The following is a 17,421-nucleotide window of genomic DNA, read 5'->3' as shown; positions in this document are numbered from 1 at the left end:
TGGGGGACCGCCGTGCTACAGTTTTCGCCGCCCTTCCGATGCTGGTCACAAGCTGAAAAGCCATTTCCCTCCGGCCCAACAACGATCACCAGTAGGTCACGGCCCCGCCTGACACACGCACAACAACCTGTCGCTCGGTGGTCCCCCACCGAGATCACAAACACTCACGGCGGGGGACCGCCGTGCTACAGTTTTCGCCGCCCTTCCGATGCCGGTCACAAGCTGAAAAACCAGCTCCCTCCGGCCCAACAACGATCACCAGTAGGTCACGGCCCCGCCTGACACACGCACAACAACCTGTTGCTCGGTGGTCCCCCACCGAGATCACAAACACTCACGGCGGAGGACCGCCGTGCTACAGTTTTTGTCGCCAATTCGATGCCGGTCACAAGCTGAAAAACCATCCCCCTCCGGCCCAACAACGACCCCAAGTAGGTCACGGCCCCGCCTGACACACGCACAACAACCTGTTGCTCGGTGGTCCCCCACCGAGATCACAAACACTCACGGCGGAGGACCGCCGTGCTACAGTTTTCGCCAAGCACGTTGACCATCGGACAAACAGGTCGACGCTCCCGCCTTTCCGCCCCGCCTGAATCATGCTTCACCGAACCTTCTCTCTGCTCGCATTGTGCTTCGCCTTCAGTTTCACAACGTTGTGTCACGCGGAGGATCCGCCTCTTCGATGGTGGAAAGGCAATCTGCACACGCATTCTCTCTGGAGCGACGGCGACCAATTCCCCGAGATGATCGCCGATTGGTACCGATCCGAAGGCTACAACTTCCTGGCACTCACCGACCACAACGTGCTCAGCGAAGGCATGCGGTGGATGGACCACGCCAGCATTGTCAAACGCAGCGACGCTGGAATCGTGGATCGCTACCGTGATCGTTTCGGGAACGCCTGGGTGGAAACTCGTGGCAACGAAGGCGAAGCGGACCACCAAGTGCGGATCAAACCGCTGGATGAGTTTCGATATCTCATCGAACAGTCGGGCCAATTCATCATGATCCCGGCCGAAGAGATCAGCGATCGCGGCGAAGGCAAACCGGTCCACATCAACGCGACCAATCTGGCCGAAGCGTTGGAACCCGTCGGTGGCGACACGGTTCGCCAAGTCATCGAGAACAACTTGCGAGCCATCCTGGAACACGAAAAGGCTCACGGGCGCGAAGTGCTGCCACATGTGAACCATCCCAATTTCCACTACGCCGTCACCGCAGAAGACCTCGCGTCGGTTGTCTCCGAACGGTTCTTTGAAGTCTACAACGGGCACCCCGGCGTCAATCATTTGGGCGATGACGAACATCCCAGCATCGAACGCATGTGGGACATCATCAACGCGCTCCGCCAAACCACGCTGAACGTTCCACCGATGATGGGCATCGCGACCGACGACAGCCACGAATACCACGGCAAACCGGGTTCACGTCCCGGACGTGGATGGGTGATGGTTCGCAGTCGCTACCTGACACCGGAACATCTCATTCGTGCGATGAAAAAGGGCGACTTCTATGCCTCCAGTGGTGTCAGTCTTGAAGACGTCAACTTCAAGGCAGACACCAAAACGTTGACACTGAAAATCCAAGGCGAACCAGGTGCCACGTATCAAACCGAATTCATCGCCACATTGGCACAGGAAGACGGATTGATCGATGAACATCGAATCGGTGTCACAGTGAAGCGGTCCACCAGCCTGACCCCTTCGTACACCATGAGCGGCAAGGAGCTATATGTCCGCGCCGTGGTCACCAGCAGCCAACCACCTCGCGACCCGTCATTTGACGGTCAAAAACAGCAAGCTTGGACCCAGCCGGTCGGCTGGGAATGAGCCGCTGAATCGATTGGGATCGGGCCCGCTTTCTGAGCAAACCCGCGACATGCGCGACGACTATGTTGCTTGTCGGCTTCACACCGGTTAAGGTGGGGGGCATGAAAAAGCAAATGAACATCACACGCGGTCCCGAGGGATGGACCGTTCGGATCGTCCGGGAGGGACAACAGCACTCGAAATACTTCCGATTCTCCGACGGTGGGATCCGGAAATCGCTCGCCAACGCACAAAAGTGGCGAGACAAAAAGATCAAGGAGTTGGGCGAACGCCAGTGGCGAAAAGGCCCTCGCAAACGCCCGACCAACAACACCTCCGGCGTCACCGGCGTTAGCAAAAACGTGTACGGGCGTTGGGTCGCGACGTGGCAGGAGGAAGGCGTGCAGCGTTTCCTCACTTTCAAGACCAAACGGGAAGCGGTCGCCCATCGAAAAGCGATGATCGAAGAAACCGCCTGATTCGCGAGAATCCTGATTGGCAGGCAATTCCCGGGTGCGATGGTGCCCGGTCTCGGTGCTGCATGGGGCATGACCACGCGAAATCCGGTTGATTTGTCGCCCCGCAAGAGTCACGATGATTCTCCATCTCATTGGACTCTCACGGACACACCATGATCTCCGCTGCCCACCCCACCACCTGCACGCTGGTTGTCTCCAAAGGACAATCTCGCAACCCCGCGAAACGAGGCCTGGAATCGGCGATCGCCCAGGCGGCGGGACAAATCGATGGGGTGGAGGTCTTGGTCGTGCCACACCTTTACGATCTGCCCAAAGGTGGCGAATCGCTGGAACGACTCCGCGAAATCGACGGCGATCTAATCGTCTGCAGTTGGATTTTTTCGCGAGCCGCCCATTGGGTTCTCGATCGCAACGGCATCGGCGGAACGCCCGGCGAAGTGGAACTGGGAATTGATGATTCCGACGACGAGTCCGAAACGCCCTCGGCCGCAGATTCGGAGCCACCTGAAACCGAAGTGGTCGATCGGGTCACGGATCTCTACCCGCGACCAGATCGCCAAGTTTACTGCCTGGATCTGAAGTCCTCCGAATCGGTCGAGGACTACGTAGCGGAAATCAATCGCATCTTAGGCCGTGGTGAAACAGCTCCGGCGGACACGTCGCTGCCCATTGTTGGTGGGAAGATTGTCGAAGTCGAAGAACCCACCAAGCGTCGATGGTACCCGGTTATCGATTTCAGCCGTTGCACCAACTGCATGGAGTGCATCGACTTCTGCCTGTTCGGCGTCTACGGCGTGGATGGCGTCGAGAACATCTTGGTCGAGCAACCGGACAATTGTCGAAAAGGTTGCCCCGCCTGCAGTCGCGTCTGTCCCGAGAACGCGATCATCTTCCCGCAGCACAAAGCCCCTGCGATTGCGGGCGCTCAAACGGATGGTGACGAAGGATTCAAAATCGATTTGTCTCAACTGTTCGGTGCACCGACCGACAAAGGCGATCCCATTGCGACCGCGGCTCGCGAAAGAGATGAACAGCTTTTGCTCACGGGCCGAGAAGCGGTTGGCATCGACGACCAACTGAAAAAACGCCAAGCCGCTTTGAGCGAGAAGCCCAAAGACAACTTGGATCGCCTGATCGATTCACTCGATGAGCTAGATCTCTAGCTTGGTGCGGGGTCCGGTGGCACCGGACCCAAGACAACTTCGGCCCCATCTCGAAGGACCAGCGGTCACAATGCGTCAATGACGACTCAGTTGGCCATGGGGACAACTTGGCTGAGCACCATCGTGGTGACCAAACCGCCAATGGACAACGTTGCCAGGAGCGGTGTCCAACTGCGAAGCGATTCGCTTTCCGTCAAACCGCCCATCTTGGTGAACACCCAAAAACCGCTATCGTTCATCCAACTGCCCATCAATGAACCACTGCCGACGGCCGTTGCCACGTAGACCAAGTGAAACGGAGGCTGCTGGCCACCCAAGATCGCGGCCATCATCCCGGCCCCAATGATCATGGCAACGGTGCTGCTGCCTTGCGCGACTTTCAAGACAGCCGAAATCGACCAAGCCAACAGCAAAATCGCGACCCCGGCAGCTTCACGTCCTTCAAAGAATTGCTGGATCGTGTCAGCAATGTTCGTTTGGCTCAACATCGCCCCGAAAGCACCACCGGCGGCGGTGATCAAGATAATCACCCCACCACTCATCAACGATTCCTCGACGTCGACTCCAACGTCTCGCCACGACAGATTGCGGACCAACTTGAACGTCAAAATCGCCGACAACGCAGCCAACAACAACGCGAAGTTTGGATTGCTCCACAGCCCCAAGGAATTGGCGGTCTTTCGCATCGGGCTTTCCCATCGATGAGCCGCGATCAGCTCCGGATAGGCAGCGTCCAGCAAAGCTCGGTTCATGCGTCGACGATCCACCGGCTTCATTCGCAACTGGTTTGCCGCCATCAGCTTTGAACTGACCTCGGGAACGGCCACGTCATCAAAGGCTTCTTCGTCATAGAAATTCGGATCGAGCAACGCATCGTTCATCGCCGCGATGAAGGAGGCTTCCTGCTCGGCGTCCGCGGGAGTGACCTTCAAGGATTGACGTTGCCGCTCCGTCAATTGAGAGCTGTTGACCAACCGACCGGCGGGCGACAACGCGTTGGCACTGGCGAACTTTTCGCTTAGCAATTCAAAGCTCTCGATGTCCGACGATGTGATCGCGGCCCGGTCTTCTTTGTCTGCCAAAGTCGTCGCCAACGTCCCCGCGCCGATCAAAGCCACGGGAAGAACCACGGGCAACATGGACGACCAAAGCGACGGCAACTGGTCTTCCGCCAGCGGTTCGTGCTTGTCCTCGTTGGCGCCGAGTGGTCGCATGGGCACTGGCATTTTCTTGTCGACCACGATCGAGAAGAACAAACCAATGATCGCGGAGGGAATCGCGACGGCGGCACCCACCGCCATCATCATTCCAATGTCCACACCCAAAATCGCGGACACCAACAACGGTCCGGGTGTCGGTGGAACCAACGTGTGCGTGATGGCGCCCCCGGTTGCGATCGCCATCAGGTATCGCAAGTAATTCGACTGGGTCCGTTTGTGAAGGCTGCGGGCCAGCGGCACCAGCAGATAAAACACCGTGTCAAAGAACACCGGCACGGCCAGGATAAAACCGCTGATCATCAACCCCAGCGAGGCCTTCTTTTCACCGGTGACGCCAACGGCCGTTCGCACGATTCGATCGGCCGAACCACTGTCCAACATGCATTTCCCGATGATCGCCGCCATTGCGATCACGATTCCCACACCGCCGGCGGAACTGCCAAACGCCGACACCACGGCTTCCATTCGGCTGCCCGCGTCGGCATCGTCTTGGAATCCGATCAACAAACTCACCAGAAGTGCCGAGATGATCAACGCTAAGAATGCGTTCAACTTCAAACCAATGATCATCGCCAGCACGCTGACAATGCCGACCAACACCAACCAGATCGGCGTCAACGAGATTGCCGATGTAGTCTCCTCCGCGCCGGCGGCTTCAGCGGCGAAGCATTCACCGCCGATCAAGACCAATGAAAACAAGACCAAACAAGTGACCAGGCGTCGCAGCGCCGGTCCATTCTTCCAAGGCATCATCCGATTCGTATCCAATAACGATGGTGAAGACGTCGATTGTGGGGAAAGCCATTCGCCGCGTGAGCAAGCGTCTCGGCGATCGGTCGTCGTTCGCGATTCGTATCCTACGTTTCGACCGAACGCCAGATCGTAGCAGAAACGATCGCTGAGTTTCGGTTTGGGGCGTCGTTCGCGCCGTTTCGGCGGATTGCTACCATGATCTGCATCGACGTTTTTTGCATCTGACACTCCCTTTTTCTCCTTGTTGAACCAGCCATCGCCATGACCGATTTCCGAACCGAACGCGACTCGATGGGCGAAGTCCGTGTCCCGCAAAATGCTTACTACGGCGCCCAAACCCAGCGGGCGGTGGAGAATTTTCCGGTCAGCGGATGGCGGCTTCCCCCCGCGATGATCTCCGCGATGGGTCGTGTGAAGCTGGCCTGCGGCATCGCCAATCGCGATCTGGGAAAATTGACGGGCTCTGGAAAAAATCCATTGAGCGACGGTCAGGTCGAATCGATGCTCTCCGCAGCCAAAGAAGTCGCCGACGGCGAGCTGGCCGATCAGTTTCCGGTGGATGTTTTCCAAACCGGCAGCGGCACCAGCAGCAATATGAATGTCAACGAAGTGCTGTCCAACCGTGCGATCGAGATCGATGGTGGGGATCGAATGGCGGCGGAAAAGACCATTCACCCCAATGACCATATCAACATGGGGCAGTCGACCAACGACACGTTCCCGACCGCCATCCACGTGGCGGCGGCTTATGAAATCGAAAGCCAACTGATTCCGGCCCTGCGTCGGATGCACGCTTCGTTGGCCGAGAAAGCAGAAGCCTGGGACAAGATCATCAAGATCGGCCGCACTCACCTGATGGACGCCACGCCACTTCGGTTGGGACAAGAGTTCGGTGGGTTTGCACGCCAAATCGAACTATCGATCGCTCGCGCCGAAGCGGCTCGTGACGCGGTGCTGGAATTGCCCGTCGGCGGCACCGCGGTCGGCAGCGGTATCAACACGCATCCGGAGTTCGGTTCTCGTGTGGCCGCTAACCTGGCCGAACAAACCGGCATCGCCTTCGTCGAAGCCGTCAACCACTTTGAAGGCAACGCGAACCGAGACGGCCTGGTCGACTCCCATGGTGGATTGAAATGCATCGCCCAGACTTTGCTGGGGCTGGCCAACAACATTCGTTGGCTGGGAAGCGGTCCTCGCTGTGGCTTTTACGAAGTCAAGCTGCCCTCGCGGCAACCGGGTAGCTCGATCATGCCCGGCAAGGTCAACCCGGTCATGTGCGAGTCACTCATGCAAGTCGCGGCTCGCGTGATCGGCAACGATTCTTGCATGACGGTCAGCGGTGGCTGCGGCGGCAACTTCCAGCTCAACATCATGATGCCAGTGATGGCTCACACGATTTTGGAATCGGTCGAACTGCTCGCCGGTGGCGTGAATGCGTTCATCGACTTCTGCTTGGATGGCATGGAACCCAACGAGGAATCCTGCGAAGCCGCCGTGGAGCAAAGCTTGTCCATGTGCACCAGCCTGAACCCGTTGATCGGGTACGAACAAGCCGCCGCGCTCGCCAAGGAAGCCTTCAAGTCTGGCCAAACCATTCGCGAATTGTGCCAGCAGAAAGAGATTCTTCCGGAAGACGTGCTGACGGAAGCTCTCGACCCCTGGAAGATGACCGAACCGCAAGCGTAGTTCCACGCCAACACCGTAGTTAAACGTCGTCAAGCCTTTCGCTCACAACGTCGTAGCGAAACGTCGTCAAGACTTTCGCCCGCGCACCCCCGCATCTGCCTTTCGCAGATGTGGACACGCGTTACTTCGCCGTGCTGATGAATCGGGCTTCACGAACCACGGTGACTTTGATCTCACCGGGGTAAGTCAGCTCTTTTTCAAACGTCGATGCGATGTCGCGGCAAATGGCGGCGGCTCGTTCGTCGCTGACGTTCTGGCTGCCGACCATCACCCGCAGTTCACGTCCGGCCGAGATCGCATAGGCCTGCTGAACACCATCGAACCGCTGCGCGATTGACTCCAGCTCTTCCATGCGTTTGACGTAGCGTTCCAACGATTCGCGGCGGGCGCCCGGTCGTGACGCACTGCACGCGTCGGCGGTTGCGACCAGCATCGTGTACGGATACTCCGTCACGATCTCATCGTGGTGCCCCTTCGCCGCGTGCACGACTTCTTCGCTTTCCTTGCTGCGACGAAGCAGGTCCGCACCGATCTTGGGGTGCCCGCCTTCCAATTCGTGATCGGCGGCTTTGCCAATGTCATGCAACAACCCGGCACGACGAGCCAACTCGCCATCCAGGCCGATCATTTCCGCCATCATTCCCGTCAAGAAAGCCACCTCCACACTGTGACGCAGCACGTTTTGGCTGTACGAGGTTCGGAAATGCAGACGCCCCAGCATCTCGATCACCCGATCATGCAAACCGGAAACGTTGACCTCGTTGGCCGCCTCGTGACCTTTTTGCATTATGAAGGATTGGATTTCCTTTTCGGATTGCTCCACCGTTTCTTCAATCTTGGACGGGTGAATCCGACCGTCGGCGATCAGTTTCTCCAACGACATCCGAGCCACTTCGCGTCGGACGGGATCAAAGCCGCTGACCACCACGACACCAGGCGTATCATCGATGATCAGATCCACACCGGTGGCTTTTTCAAACGCACGAATATTGCGGCCTTCGCGACCAATGATACGGCCCTTCATGTCGTCGGTCGGCACGCCCACGGTGCTGGTCGTGGTGTCGGCCGTGTGAACCGATGCGTAACGCTGCATCGCGGTGAGCAACATCTCTCGGGCCTGCGCGTCGACGCGGCGCGTGAGTTCTCGCTGTTGTTTCAGCACGGTCGCACCGATCTCATGCTCGAGATCCTGCCGCAGCGATTCCATCAGTTTTTCTGCGGCCTCGGCTTCCGTCATGCCACTGACCTTTTCCAAAGCTCGCTGGCTTTCTTGGACCAAGCGATCCAGTTCCGCACGTTGCTCCGTCAAGTTCCGCATCTGTGCGGCCAATCGAGTTTGGCTGCTTTCTAAACCACGTTGGGCTTTGCGTAGCGACTCTTGGTTGGATGCGAGCTGGTCTTCTCGTGCGTCCAGTTTGCGATCGCGAATTTGTTCTTTTTCGCGCATGGCCGCCACTTCGCGATCCGCCTCGGCTTTGACAGCCAATGCTTTTTCGCGAGCGTCGACGATGATTTGATTGCCTCGTGTTTCGGCTTCTCGGCGAGCAGTCTCCAGAACCGCTTGAGCTTCCGCGTCAAGCCGTTCTCGGCGTTTGGCGTTCTGACGCTGAACAAAGGCCAGAACGGCGGCGATCCCGAGGAAAAAGAAGAATAGGCAATAGAGGATGGTGGTTGCGAGTTGCGGATTCATTAGATTCTCGAAGCCGCTTGTGCGTCCCAGGCGTGCACCGGCATTCGAGAGGGTGCAAAACGCCTTGCTTCGCGCAGGATCGCCACGTCAATTGACTCGCGAAATGCCAGCCAAAATTCGCGGTGCGAATGAACAGCAGATAAATTATCGGCCACATGAGCAAAACGCCCGATGCGAAGCATGGGAGAGAAAGCGGTGGTGTTAAGACGGAATTGCGAGTGTAACCGACCCAACAGACGCAGGAAACGGACACGGGCCTTTCGGATGCTCGCAACTACCAAATGATCGACCAACCCACGGCCAAGCCTCGAAACGATTCTTCGAAGTGGCAGTTACTCCGCCAAGCCATCCGCGCGAGCTGGATCAATCGACATGGTCGTGCCGCGGATGTGGGCACCGTCATCGGTTGCAGCGGAGGCGCCGACAGTGTCGCCTTGGCGCGTTTGCTGGTGGAGCTTTGGAACGACGAAGCGGCTGAGGCGGTCTCCGCAAGCGGCGGGTCGCGAACCCCAAAGTTGCTGTCCCCCCTCGTGATTGCTCATTGCAATCACGGATTGAGAGGCGACGAATCCAACGCGGATGAATCGTTCGTGCGGAACCTCAGCGAAACCCTCGGTGTGACCTGCGTCGTTCACCGAGAAGTCAACACCTCCCGTCTCACGAACGCCCCCCCCGCACGGGATGAATCAACGCTGCGCAACATTCGCCGCAAGTTTTTCCACGAAGTCGCCCAGCAGCACGGGTGCCGCTACATCGCGGTCGCTCATACAGCCGACGATCAAGCCGAAACGTTGCTGCATCATTTCCTCCGCGGAACGGGACCTCGCGGAATGGGCGGGATGACATCGACCAGCCCGTTTGAAGACGAGATGGTGCTCCGCCGACCGCTGCTGAGCGTTCGCCGCAAGGACCTTCGCGAAGGACTGCGTGAAATCGCTCAGTCCTGGCGAGAGGACGCCAGCAATCAACAAACGCTCTACACCCGCAACTGGATTCGCCAGGACGTGTTGCCGATGTTGGAAGAACGTTACCCAACGGCCGTGGACGCCATGGTTCGCACGGGACAACTGCAATCCGAAACGAACTCGATGGTCGATCGTTTTGCTCAGCGGTGGCTGGATGAATGCACACGGTTCACACCGTCCAAATCCACCCCCGACCGATGGACCATCTTCGCGGAAGCGATGGCTGCACGAAGCTCAAACGCTGAAACCAACGCCGGCAAGTTCAATTGGCACCAAGAGCGTCCCATCATCGTTGCCGCGTGTCAGCTTGCTTGGGATCAATTGGGTTGGTCGCGAGGCGTCATGACAATGGACCATTGGCAACGACTGGCGTCGACCATCCTGGAACTCGCGTCGCGGGAATACGATCCGTCCGAGCCGACCTCGTTCAACGGCGGTCCTTTGCCGGGTCCGATCAGCTTGAGAAACTTTGAGGGCAACTTGGTCCTGCAAGCTGAATGATCGATTCGCTGGCCTGCAATCGGTACAACCAAACCAGGCAGAATAGGCCTGCCAATCGGGCCATCACGTCATCGGTTTGACTTCCGGCACCAAGAATCGTCCCCTGGAGCACTGCGTGTCACCTAGCTGAGAGTTACGGTTCCCAAAGGAACCCGCGTGCAATCATCGCGGCCCGATGCACGACCGCTTTGACTACCAGCCTGGCTAGCACCCTATGATTCATGTCCAACACCTGACAAAGGCCTACGAAGATCTTCGTCGGGGACGTTTCTTGGCTGTCGATCACATCTCGTTTTGTGTTCAGCCGGGCGAAATCTTTGGACTGCTCGGTCCCAACGGGGCTGGAAAAACCACCGTGCTACGCATGCTGTCCACGGTGCTGCGTCCGACCTCCGGCATCGCGACGATCGACGGCTATGACGTCTCGCATGAACCCGCGGAAGTGCGCCGACGCATTGGTTTCGTCAGCAACAACACGGCCATCTATGACCGCATGACCGCATGGGAAATGGTCAGCTACTTTGGTCGGTTGCACGGGATGAAACGCGACGAACTCAACGAACGGCTCGAGAAGCTATTCACCCAACTGCGAATGAACGAATTTCGCGACGTCCCGGGCAGCAAGCTCTCGACGGGAATGCAGCAAAAAGTTTCGATCGCGCGAGCGTTGGTGCACGACCCACCGGTGCTGGTTTTTGACGAGGCAACACTGGGCTTGGACGTGTTGGTCGCTCGCAACCTGCTGGAAGTGATCCGGGAACTTCGCCAAGCGGGCAAATGCCTGATCTTTTCAACGCACATCATGAGCGAAGTTGAACGACTCTGCGATCGAATCGCGATCATGCACCAAGGTCGCATCTTGGATTCCGGCACGCTGGAGGAATTGGTTCAGCGACACCAAGAAGACAACTTTGAAGAACTTTTCTTCTCACTGCTCAGCGAACACGAAGCGGCCAATGAGATGAATGCCGCTGACGAGTCTCACATCATGGAGGTCGCCCAATGAGCGAATCGTCAAAACAAAAACGAGAACTCGCGGCCAAAGCCAATCGCCCGCGACTGGAAACGATTGGGTTAATCTACGCGCGAGAGATGCGTGATCAATTGCGTGACCGTCGAACGCTGTTCACAATCATCGTGCTGCCGATCCTGCTTTATCCGATCGTCGGCATGCTGCTGCTGCAGATTGCCCAATTCACTCAGCAACACCCCATTTCGGTCTGCGTGATCGGGGTGGAACACGTTCAGTCTGCGACTTCCTCCGACGTGCCACCGTTGCTGGTGCAAACAGAAACCGATGGCGAAGAGCCACCAGAGAAAGCCTTGCCGAAATTCCGGTTTGCCGACGCGGTTTCAGAAAACATCCAAAACGTCAACGTCACGACCTATCGAACCGGGGAACTCGAACGCACCGGCGATCTAAGCGAACGCAGCGAAACTTGGGTTCGAGATGGCATCTACGACTGCGTGGTTTGCTTTGAAACGCCGCTTTCCAACATGGATGCAGCGCAAACCTCGCAACCCGGCACGATTGGTTTGTTCTACAACGTTGCCTCGGACCAGTCTCTCGTGGCTCGGGAACGCGTCGCCGCGATCTTGAATCGCTGGCGAGGCAGCTGGGTTCGCAGCCGACTCTCGTCCGCCGGAATGGAACTGTCAGTCCTTGATCCCTTTCAAGTCCGAGACGTGGACATCGCACCAGAACGCACTCGCGAAGCCGCGTTTTGGAGCAAGCTACTGCCATTCATTATGTTGATCTGGGCGATGACGGGCGCGTTCTATCCCGCCATTGACTTGGTCGCGGGTGAGAAAGAACGCGGAACGCTGGAGACGCTGCTCTGCAGCCCAACACTCCGCAGCGAAATCGTTTGGGGCAAACTCGGCGCGGTGATGTCGTTCAGCATGCTGACGGCGATCTTGAACGCTTGCTCGATGCTGGTCACCAGCACCTTCGTGTTCAACCAAATTGCGGTCGGACCGACCGGGTCGATGGGCACACCACCCCTCATTCCCATGTTGTGGCTGTTTGTCGCCTTGGTTCCGCTGTCTGCCTTGTTCAGTGCACTCGCGTTGGCCGTGGCGGCGATGGCAAAGAGCAGCAAAGAAGGCCAGTACTACCTGATGCCACTGATGATGCTGACGCTTCCGTTGGTCCTGCTTCCCATGTTGCCCGGTACAACGTTGAGCTTGGGCACCAGTTTGATTCCGGTGACGGGAATGTTCTTGCTCGTCCGAACCTTGGTCGAAGGACACATGTTGGAAGCGTTGATGTACGTCCCAACGGTCGCCTTGGTCACGGGTGTTTGCTTGTGGTTGGCCGTGCAGTGGGCTCGCCGACAATTTGAATCTGAAGCCGTCTTGTTCGGTGATGGCGACCAGTGGGAATTGGGGGCCTGGGTCCGACACCTTTGGCGTGATCGCCAACGCGCCGCAACGCCCACCGTGGCATTCGCCTGCGGGGCGATTGTTCTGGTCGGGTTGTTCTTTGGCAAGCTGGCCGTGACCGAGATGCCAACCACCTTTGCGGGAATCTCGACGCTGGTGTTGGTACCTCAACTCGGACTGATCCTCGCGCCGACCCTGCTGATGTCGGTCATGCTGACCACTTCGCTTCGAACCAGCCTTCGCATTGGCTTGCCGAGTTGGCGAGCTTGGCCAGTGATTGGTGTTTTATGTGTGATGCTGCATCCGCTCTACATTCAGTTGGCCGGATGGATCAGCACGATGTATCCGCTGAGCGATCAAGCCGCGGAAGCCATGCTGCCTTTCACGCAGCAAATCGCAGCCGCACCATGGACCTCCGTGATTCTGTTGATGGCGTTTGTGCCCGCCATCTGCGAAGAGATCACCTTCCGTGGGTTCATCTTCGGTGGTTTGGTTCGAGGAGGGCATCCACTGCGAGCCGTGCTGGTCACCGCGTTGATGTTTGGCATCTCGCACGGCGTGCTTCAACAATCGATCTCGGCAACCTTCATGGGATTGCTACTCGGATGGATCGCGCTGCGAACGGGAAGCGTTCTTCCCGGAATCGCCATTCACTTCTGCAACAATGCCATGTCGGTTTCACTGCAGCGAGTGGCGGAGTTGGACATTCCTGTACTGAACCAGTTGATTCAATCAACGGCCGCGGGCCCCGCTTATCATCCGTATTGGACGGCGTGCTGCTTGATCGTTTCATCGGCCTGTGTGGTCGCGATCTATCGGATCACGCAAGACACCGATCCAATCAACAGCAACGACGCGTTAGCAGATCGCTTGGTGGTCAACCACAATGTCACCGATCCATCGATCAAACGATTGGCAACGGCGACGCGATAACGCGGGGTTTGGCAACATGGTGTTGCCGTGCAGCGGCCCTGCCTGAGCATTCGCGTTCACCAATATCCCGGTGTCGCTGGAGCACTTTTTGCCGGGGCACTGTTTGCCCGAGCACTGTCTGCCCGAGCACTGTTTGCCGGCTCGTTGCTTGCTGGGGCGGTTGCGTCTCGAGGCGGAACGGATTGAAAGCCGCGAATTCGCGCGGAGACTCTTGGTGCGACACCATCCACGTCGCCGGTGGTGGCCGACGCCGCTTCGCTTGGCAGTACCCCACTTCGCAGTTGGCCATTTGGTAGGTGGCCAATGGAATCTTGAATGGTCAGGGGGCCTCGTGGAGGTTGCAGCAGCCACAGCATCTCCATCGTTTGTCCCGATACGGGAACCGAAACACTGTGCGGCGAAGCAAACAATCGCATCACCTGGGTCGCGGCAACGTGCTGTGGACCGGTCAGAACGATTGGTTGGCCTGCGGCACACAACATCGTTCCGGGAGGCATTTTCTCGTAGCCACGTTGGCTGTTGCAGAGACCTTCGATGGACAACTTGCCGTCGTAGAGATCAAAATCGATCGCCAGCAAATCGAACTGGAAGTCCTCTGCGATCGCCGTTGTCAGTTGGCACCCCAAGTCCTCCGCTAAGCGAGGCAGCAGAGACGCACTGACCCACCCCCGAGTGATCTGCAACGTTCCATCGATGTCAACGACACCTCCGCGAACGATTTGACAGCGATTCAATTGCAGTTCGCCGCGACCGGTCATGCGGTGCGGCAAGAATTCCGTCAACCTCGAAAAGTCAACTTCTTCAATTCGGGCACTACTAAGATCCAACATCCAAACCAACCCAGTGGGCCCGGCAACTTGAGACAGCTTGGCGGCACCGTGAAACGTCGCTTCGTCCCCTAGCTTTGAGATCCTGGGATCGTAGCCAGACAACCAAGCCAACGGTGCCTTCAGCTCCCCGGTCCGCAACGAAACGCTCGTGCTGGGGTTCGCATCGCCGCGATGACGTCGGATCTCGATTTCCATCGGTTCGACATCCGGACGTTCACCCGCGGGCAAGCAATACAGGATCGCTGCGATTTCATTCTCACCCGGCAGTATCCTTCCATCGAAATCACGGATGGTCACTTGCGATCGCTCGGAGATCACCGTCAGATCGTCCGCCGCGACACGGATGGGGTTCAGCGTGTGTTCCGGCCGACACAAGAAACGGTCGTGAACCAAGTCCCAAACGTCATCCAAGAACTCTGCTCGGATTTCGGGTTGGCTGAGGCGGACGATGGTCCGGTCATCTTCTTGCACCCATGACACGATCCGAACACGACCGATGGAACGTTTGGTTTCGTTGTCGCGAAGCTGGACGTCTTCCAGTTGCCAAGTCGTTGGATTGATCCGTTCCAGATCGCCAATGCGAATGTCCAATCCGGTTTGCAACGCCAGCGAGGCTTCGGTGGCGCGAACACACTTGGCGTGATACCACGGCGACCACAGCACCATGATGACCATCATCGTGATGCACGTCGGGACCGCGCAGCAGGCAACGAACAAACTTCGAGCCACCGCTCGCATCGTCCGTTCGTGCATTCGGCGAATCCTTCGCACCGTGGATGGTCAGAGATCGAAAACGAGTTCTCGCAGACGTTCGTGGCTTGCCGCCGTCACACCCAACCGTTGTGCACTTGGCAAGGCGTTTCTGGCGTCCACATCGACCGACGAGGCTTCGTTTCACGAACGCGACTTTACTCAACCAAGCTCCGCAAAGAACAGATCGAAACGTCGCCCAATCCGCGAGTCGTTGCCGCCCCCATCCGCATTGAAACCTCCCGTGAAACTCAGACAGCGACTTTCTCGACCGCAGGCCCTGCCAACCGCAAGCCCTGCGAACTACGGACGCGGCCAGGCGAGGAAGCGACGTGAAACAAACGCGATGTGAAACTTGATACGCCAAACGCGTCTCACGGATCAGCCGTCAAATTGAAGACGACACGCGGGATATCCTGCACTTCAAGAATCAGGCGTACAAAGATGCCCTACCTCCGCCGCACGTTCGCGAACATGTGGCGATGACGATACAATTCGATGCGTGCTAGAAGCTTGATGCTCTCGAGAAGCCGAGAGTTCTCAAGAAGCCCAGAGTTTTCAAGAAGCCCGATATTCGAACGCGAGCCTCAGCGTTTCAGCAGGCCGTACTTGAAGATGCACCCCAGTGCAGCCACGCCGTCGCGCCATGTGATCTTCTTGCCCTCGTCGTACCAGCGATGGTGGTAGCGGATCGGTCGTTCCGTGAAACGCAGATTCTTTCGAGCCCAACGAGCGGTGACTTCGATCTCGATCCCAAATCGATTTTCTTTCAAATCCGGCAAGATGTCTCGAAAACTTTCGCGACGCGCCATCTTGTAACAGGTCTCCACGTCGCTCAATCGCGGACCAATTGCCACGCTGGCTAACCACGAGATGAACCCGTTGACGGCTTGGTGCCACCAGGGCGACACCTGCCGGTCACAGTGCCCGTAGCGAGTGCCGTAAACGATGTCCGCTTCGCCCGCCAACAATGGTTGCAACATCACCCGAAAATCACCGGGATCGTATTCGCTATCCGCGTCCTGGATGACAACGACGTCGCCTTGAGTCACTTCGATGGCAGTACGGATCGCCGCACCTTTCCCGCGATTTTCTGCGTGTTGCATCAACGTGACCAATGGATCGTCTTTGAACTGCTTCAGCGTTTCACTCGACCCATCGTTGGACCCGTCATCGACCACAATGATTTGCAACGGTAGTCCCGTGTCGCGAAGTTTCTGCAACACCGCTTGAACGGTCGAACACTCGTTGTACACGGGAACAATGACCGACAACCGGAACCCTTCGGGCAACCGATAGATCGCCAATTTCCGACAGGCATCCGGTCCGATGGTGCGATGCATTTGCGCAACGTAGTCATCGCTGAACCAGTAATCTGGCGTGGGAAAATCCACTGATTGATTGGAGTCACTCGGAACGTTCGGCGCGAGGTTTACCGGCGCGTCACCAACCAACGCGTCATCTATCTGCGGTGACGGGTTCGGGATGGACTCAGACGATTCGATCGGATCGTTCACAACAGCTCAAATGGATTCGCGACGTGGATGACGAAGGCGTCATCGTTGGCATTGAAATCGATCGCCACGACAAAGAAAAGGAAGCCACACCATCGCATGATACGCCAGATGCATACGCCGATGTTGCACCAGCAAGTCATCTTTGTTCGACGGATCAAGTCCGCGAACCGATTTCAAAACGCGAACAAAAAAAACTTCACTCGATCGAGTCGCAATTTTCACGGTCAAATCAATTGGCCGGTCGGACGACTCATTTTTTTGATCACTTTGTTGTTGACATCGTTCGTTCACCACGCCAAATTTTCGCTCGCTTGACCCACACATCATCGCCCCCTCCGAGACTCCGGTGAGGCGGTTGCAATGAACTTTTCGTTCAGCCGATTGTGGTCGATGTTCGTCTCTTCCAATGGAGTGTGTTCGATGCGGTTTGCCAGAATTCCTTTTCAGTCTGACAAGCACCGATCACCACACACTCTCTTCGACGTCCTTCCTGGCAAGCGATCAAATTCTTTCCCGTCACGTTCGTGACTCGGCAAGTTCCCATTGACTGATTCGCGGCGAAGGGCTTCGCCGTGTTTTTGTTCGTCACAACGATTGTGCACGATTCACGGGAGACGGTTTGGACTCCACGTCAAAGTGGTTTTGCTTTGATTGACACGGACGTCACTCCCTTTTCATTTGAATTGTTACCCGGCAGTGCTTCTTGATTTCTCTCACGCAATCAAGGTGCATTGGAAA

Annotated in this window: 11 protein-coding genes; 7 read left to right on the top strand and 4 right to left on the bottom strand. The window is 57.3% G+C overall.

From position 1 onward, the window contains the following. The first annotated feature begins 599 nt into the window (after nt 1–599). The 3 genes from LOC70_RS16605 to LOC70_RS16595 all read left to right on the top strand — a co-directional run bounded on the left by LOC70_RS16605 (nt 600) and on the right by LOC70_RS16595 (nt 3,453). Nucleotides 600–1,832 carry a hypothetical protein gene (locus LOC70_RS16605; RefSeq protein WP_230255111.1) on the top strand — a complete coding sequence of 411 codons (1,233 nt, stop codon included), beginning with the start codon at nt 600–602 and terminating at the stop codon, nt 1,830–1,832. Between the two features lie 113 nt (nt 1,833–1,945). Continuing rightward, complete coding sequence (locus tag LOC70_RS16600; RefSeq protein ID WP_230255110.1) at nt 1,946–2,290, top strand: hypothetical protein; 345 nt, start codon at nt 1,946–1,948, stop codon at nt 2,288–2,290. A 152-nt stretch (nt 2,291–2,442) separates the two neighbouring features. Beyond that, nucleotides 2,443–3,453, top strand: a complete 1,011-nt coding sequence (locus tag LOC70_RS16595) for an ATP-binding protein (protein WP_230255109.1) — start codon at nt 2,443–2,445, stop codon at nt 3,451–3,453. Nucleotides 3,454–3,539: 86 nt separating this feature from the next. Here the strand turns inward: LOC70_RS16595 and LOC70_RS16590 are convergent, their stop codons facing one another. After that, the gene (locus tag LOC70_RS16590) at nt 3,540–5,426 is read right to left on the bottom strand and encodes a GntP family permease (protein WP_230255108.1); all 1,887 of its coding nucleotides are present in this window, start codon (nt 5,424–5,426) and stop codon (nt 3,540–3,542) included. Between the two features lie 261 nt (nt 5,427–5,687). Between LOC70_RS16590 and LOC70_RS16585 the strand changes: the two genes are divergently transcribed. After that, nucleotides 5,688–7,112, top strand: coding sequence for a class II fumarate hydratase (locus LOC70_RS16585; RefSeq protein ID WP_230255107.1), 1,425 nt, complete (start codon nt 5,688–5,690; stop codon nt 7,110–7,112). 121 nt (nt 7,113–7,233) lie between these two features. Here LOC70_RS16585 and rny read toward each other — a convergent pair whose 3' ends face one another. Then, a complete protein-coding gene (rny, locus tag LOC70_RS16580) occupies nt 7,234–8,802 on the bottom strand; it encodes a ribonuclease Y (protein WP_230255106.1) in 1,569 nt (522 codons plus the stop codon). A gap of 281 nt (nt 8,803–9,083) precedes the next feature. Here rny and tilS point away from each other — a divergent pair, with 281 nt between their 5' ends. The 3 genes from tilS to LOC70_RS16565 all read left to right on the top strand — a co-directional run bounded on the left by tilS (nt 9,084) and on the right by LOC70_RS16565 (nt 13,586). Beyond that, nucleotides 9,084–10,268 carry a tRNA lysidine(34) synthetase TilS gene (gene tilS / locus LOC70_RS16575; protein WP_230255105.1) on the top strand — a complete coding sequence of 395 codons (1,185 nt, stop codon included), beginning with the start codon at nt 9,084–9,086 and terminating at the stop codon, nt 10,266–10,268. Between the two features lie 214 nt (nt 10,269–10,482). Further along, entirely contained in the window at nt 10,483–11,274 is a 792-nt protein-coding gene (locus LOC70_RS16570) for an ATP-binding cassette domain-containing protein (RefSeq protein WP_230255104.1), read from the top strand. Continuing rightward, nucleotides 11,271–13,586, top strand: coding sequence for an ABC transporter permease subunit/CPBP intramembrane protease (locus tag LOC70_RS16565; RefSeq protein WP_230255103.1), 2,316 nt, complete (start codon nt 11,271–11,273; stop codon nt 13,584–13,586). Before LOC70_RS16570 ends, LOC70_RS16565 begins: the two co-directional genes overlap by 4 nt. 56 nt (nt 13,587–13,642) lie before the next feature. Here the strand turns inward: LOC70_RS16565 and LOC70_RS16560 are convergent, their stop codons facing one another. Next, on the bottom strand, nt 13,643–15,169 hold the full coding sequence (locus LOC70_RS16560) for a hypothetical protein (protein ID WP_230255102.1): 1,527 nt from the start codon (nt 15,167–15,169) through the stop codon (nt 13,643–13,645). Nucleotides 15,170–15,753: 584 nt separating this feature from the next. Further along, a complete protein-coding gene (locus tag LOC70_RS16555; protein WP_230255101.1) occupies nt 15,754–16,560 on the bottom strand; it encodes a glycosyltransferase family 2 protein in 807 nt (268 codons plus the stop codon). Nucleotides 16,561–17,421: the final 861 nt, after the last annotated feature.

Origin of the sequence: Rhodopirellula halodulae, assembly GCF_020966775.1 — a bacterium.
Lineage (GTDB): Bacteria > Planctomycetota > Planctomycetia > Pirellulales > Pirellulaceae > Rhodopirellula > Rhodopirellula halodulae.
The sequence above is the reverse complement of the archived record's forward strand: the minus strand, read 5'-3'. Positions and strand labels throughout refer to the sequence as shown.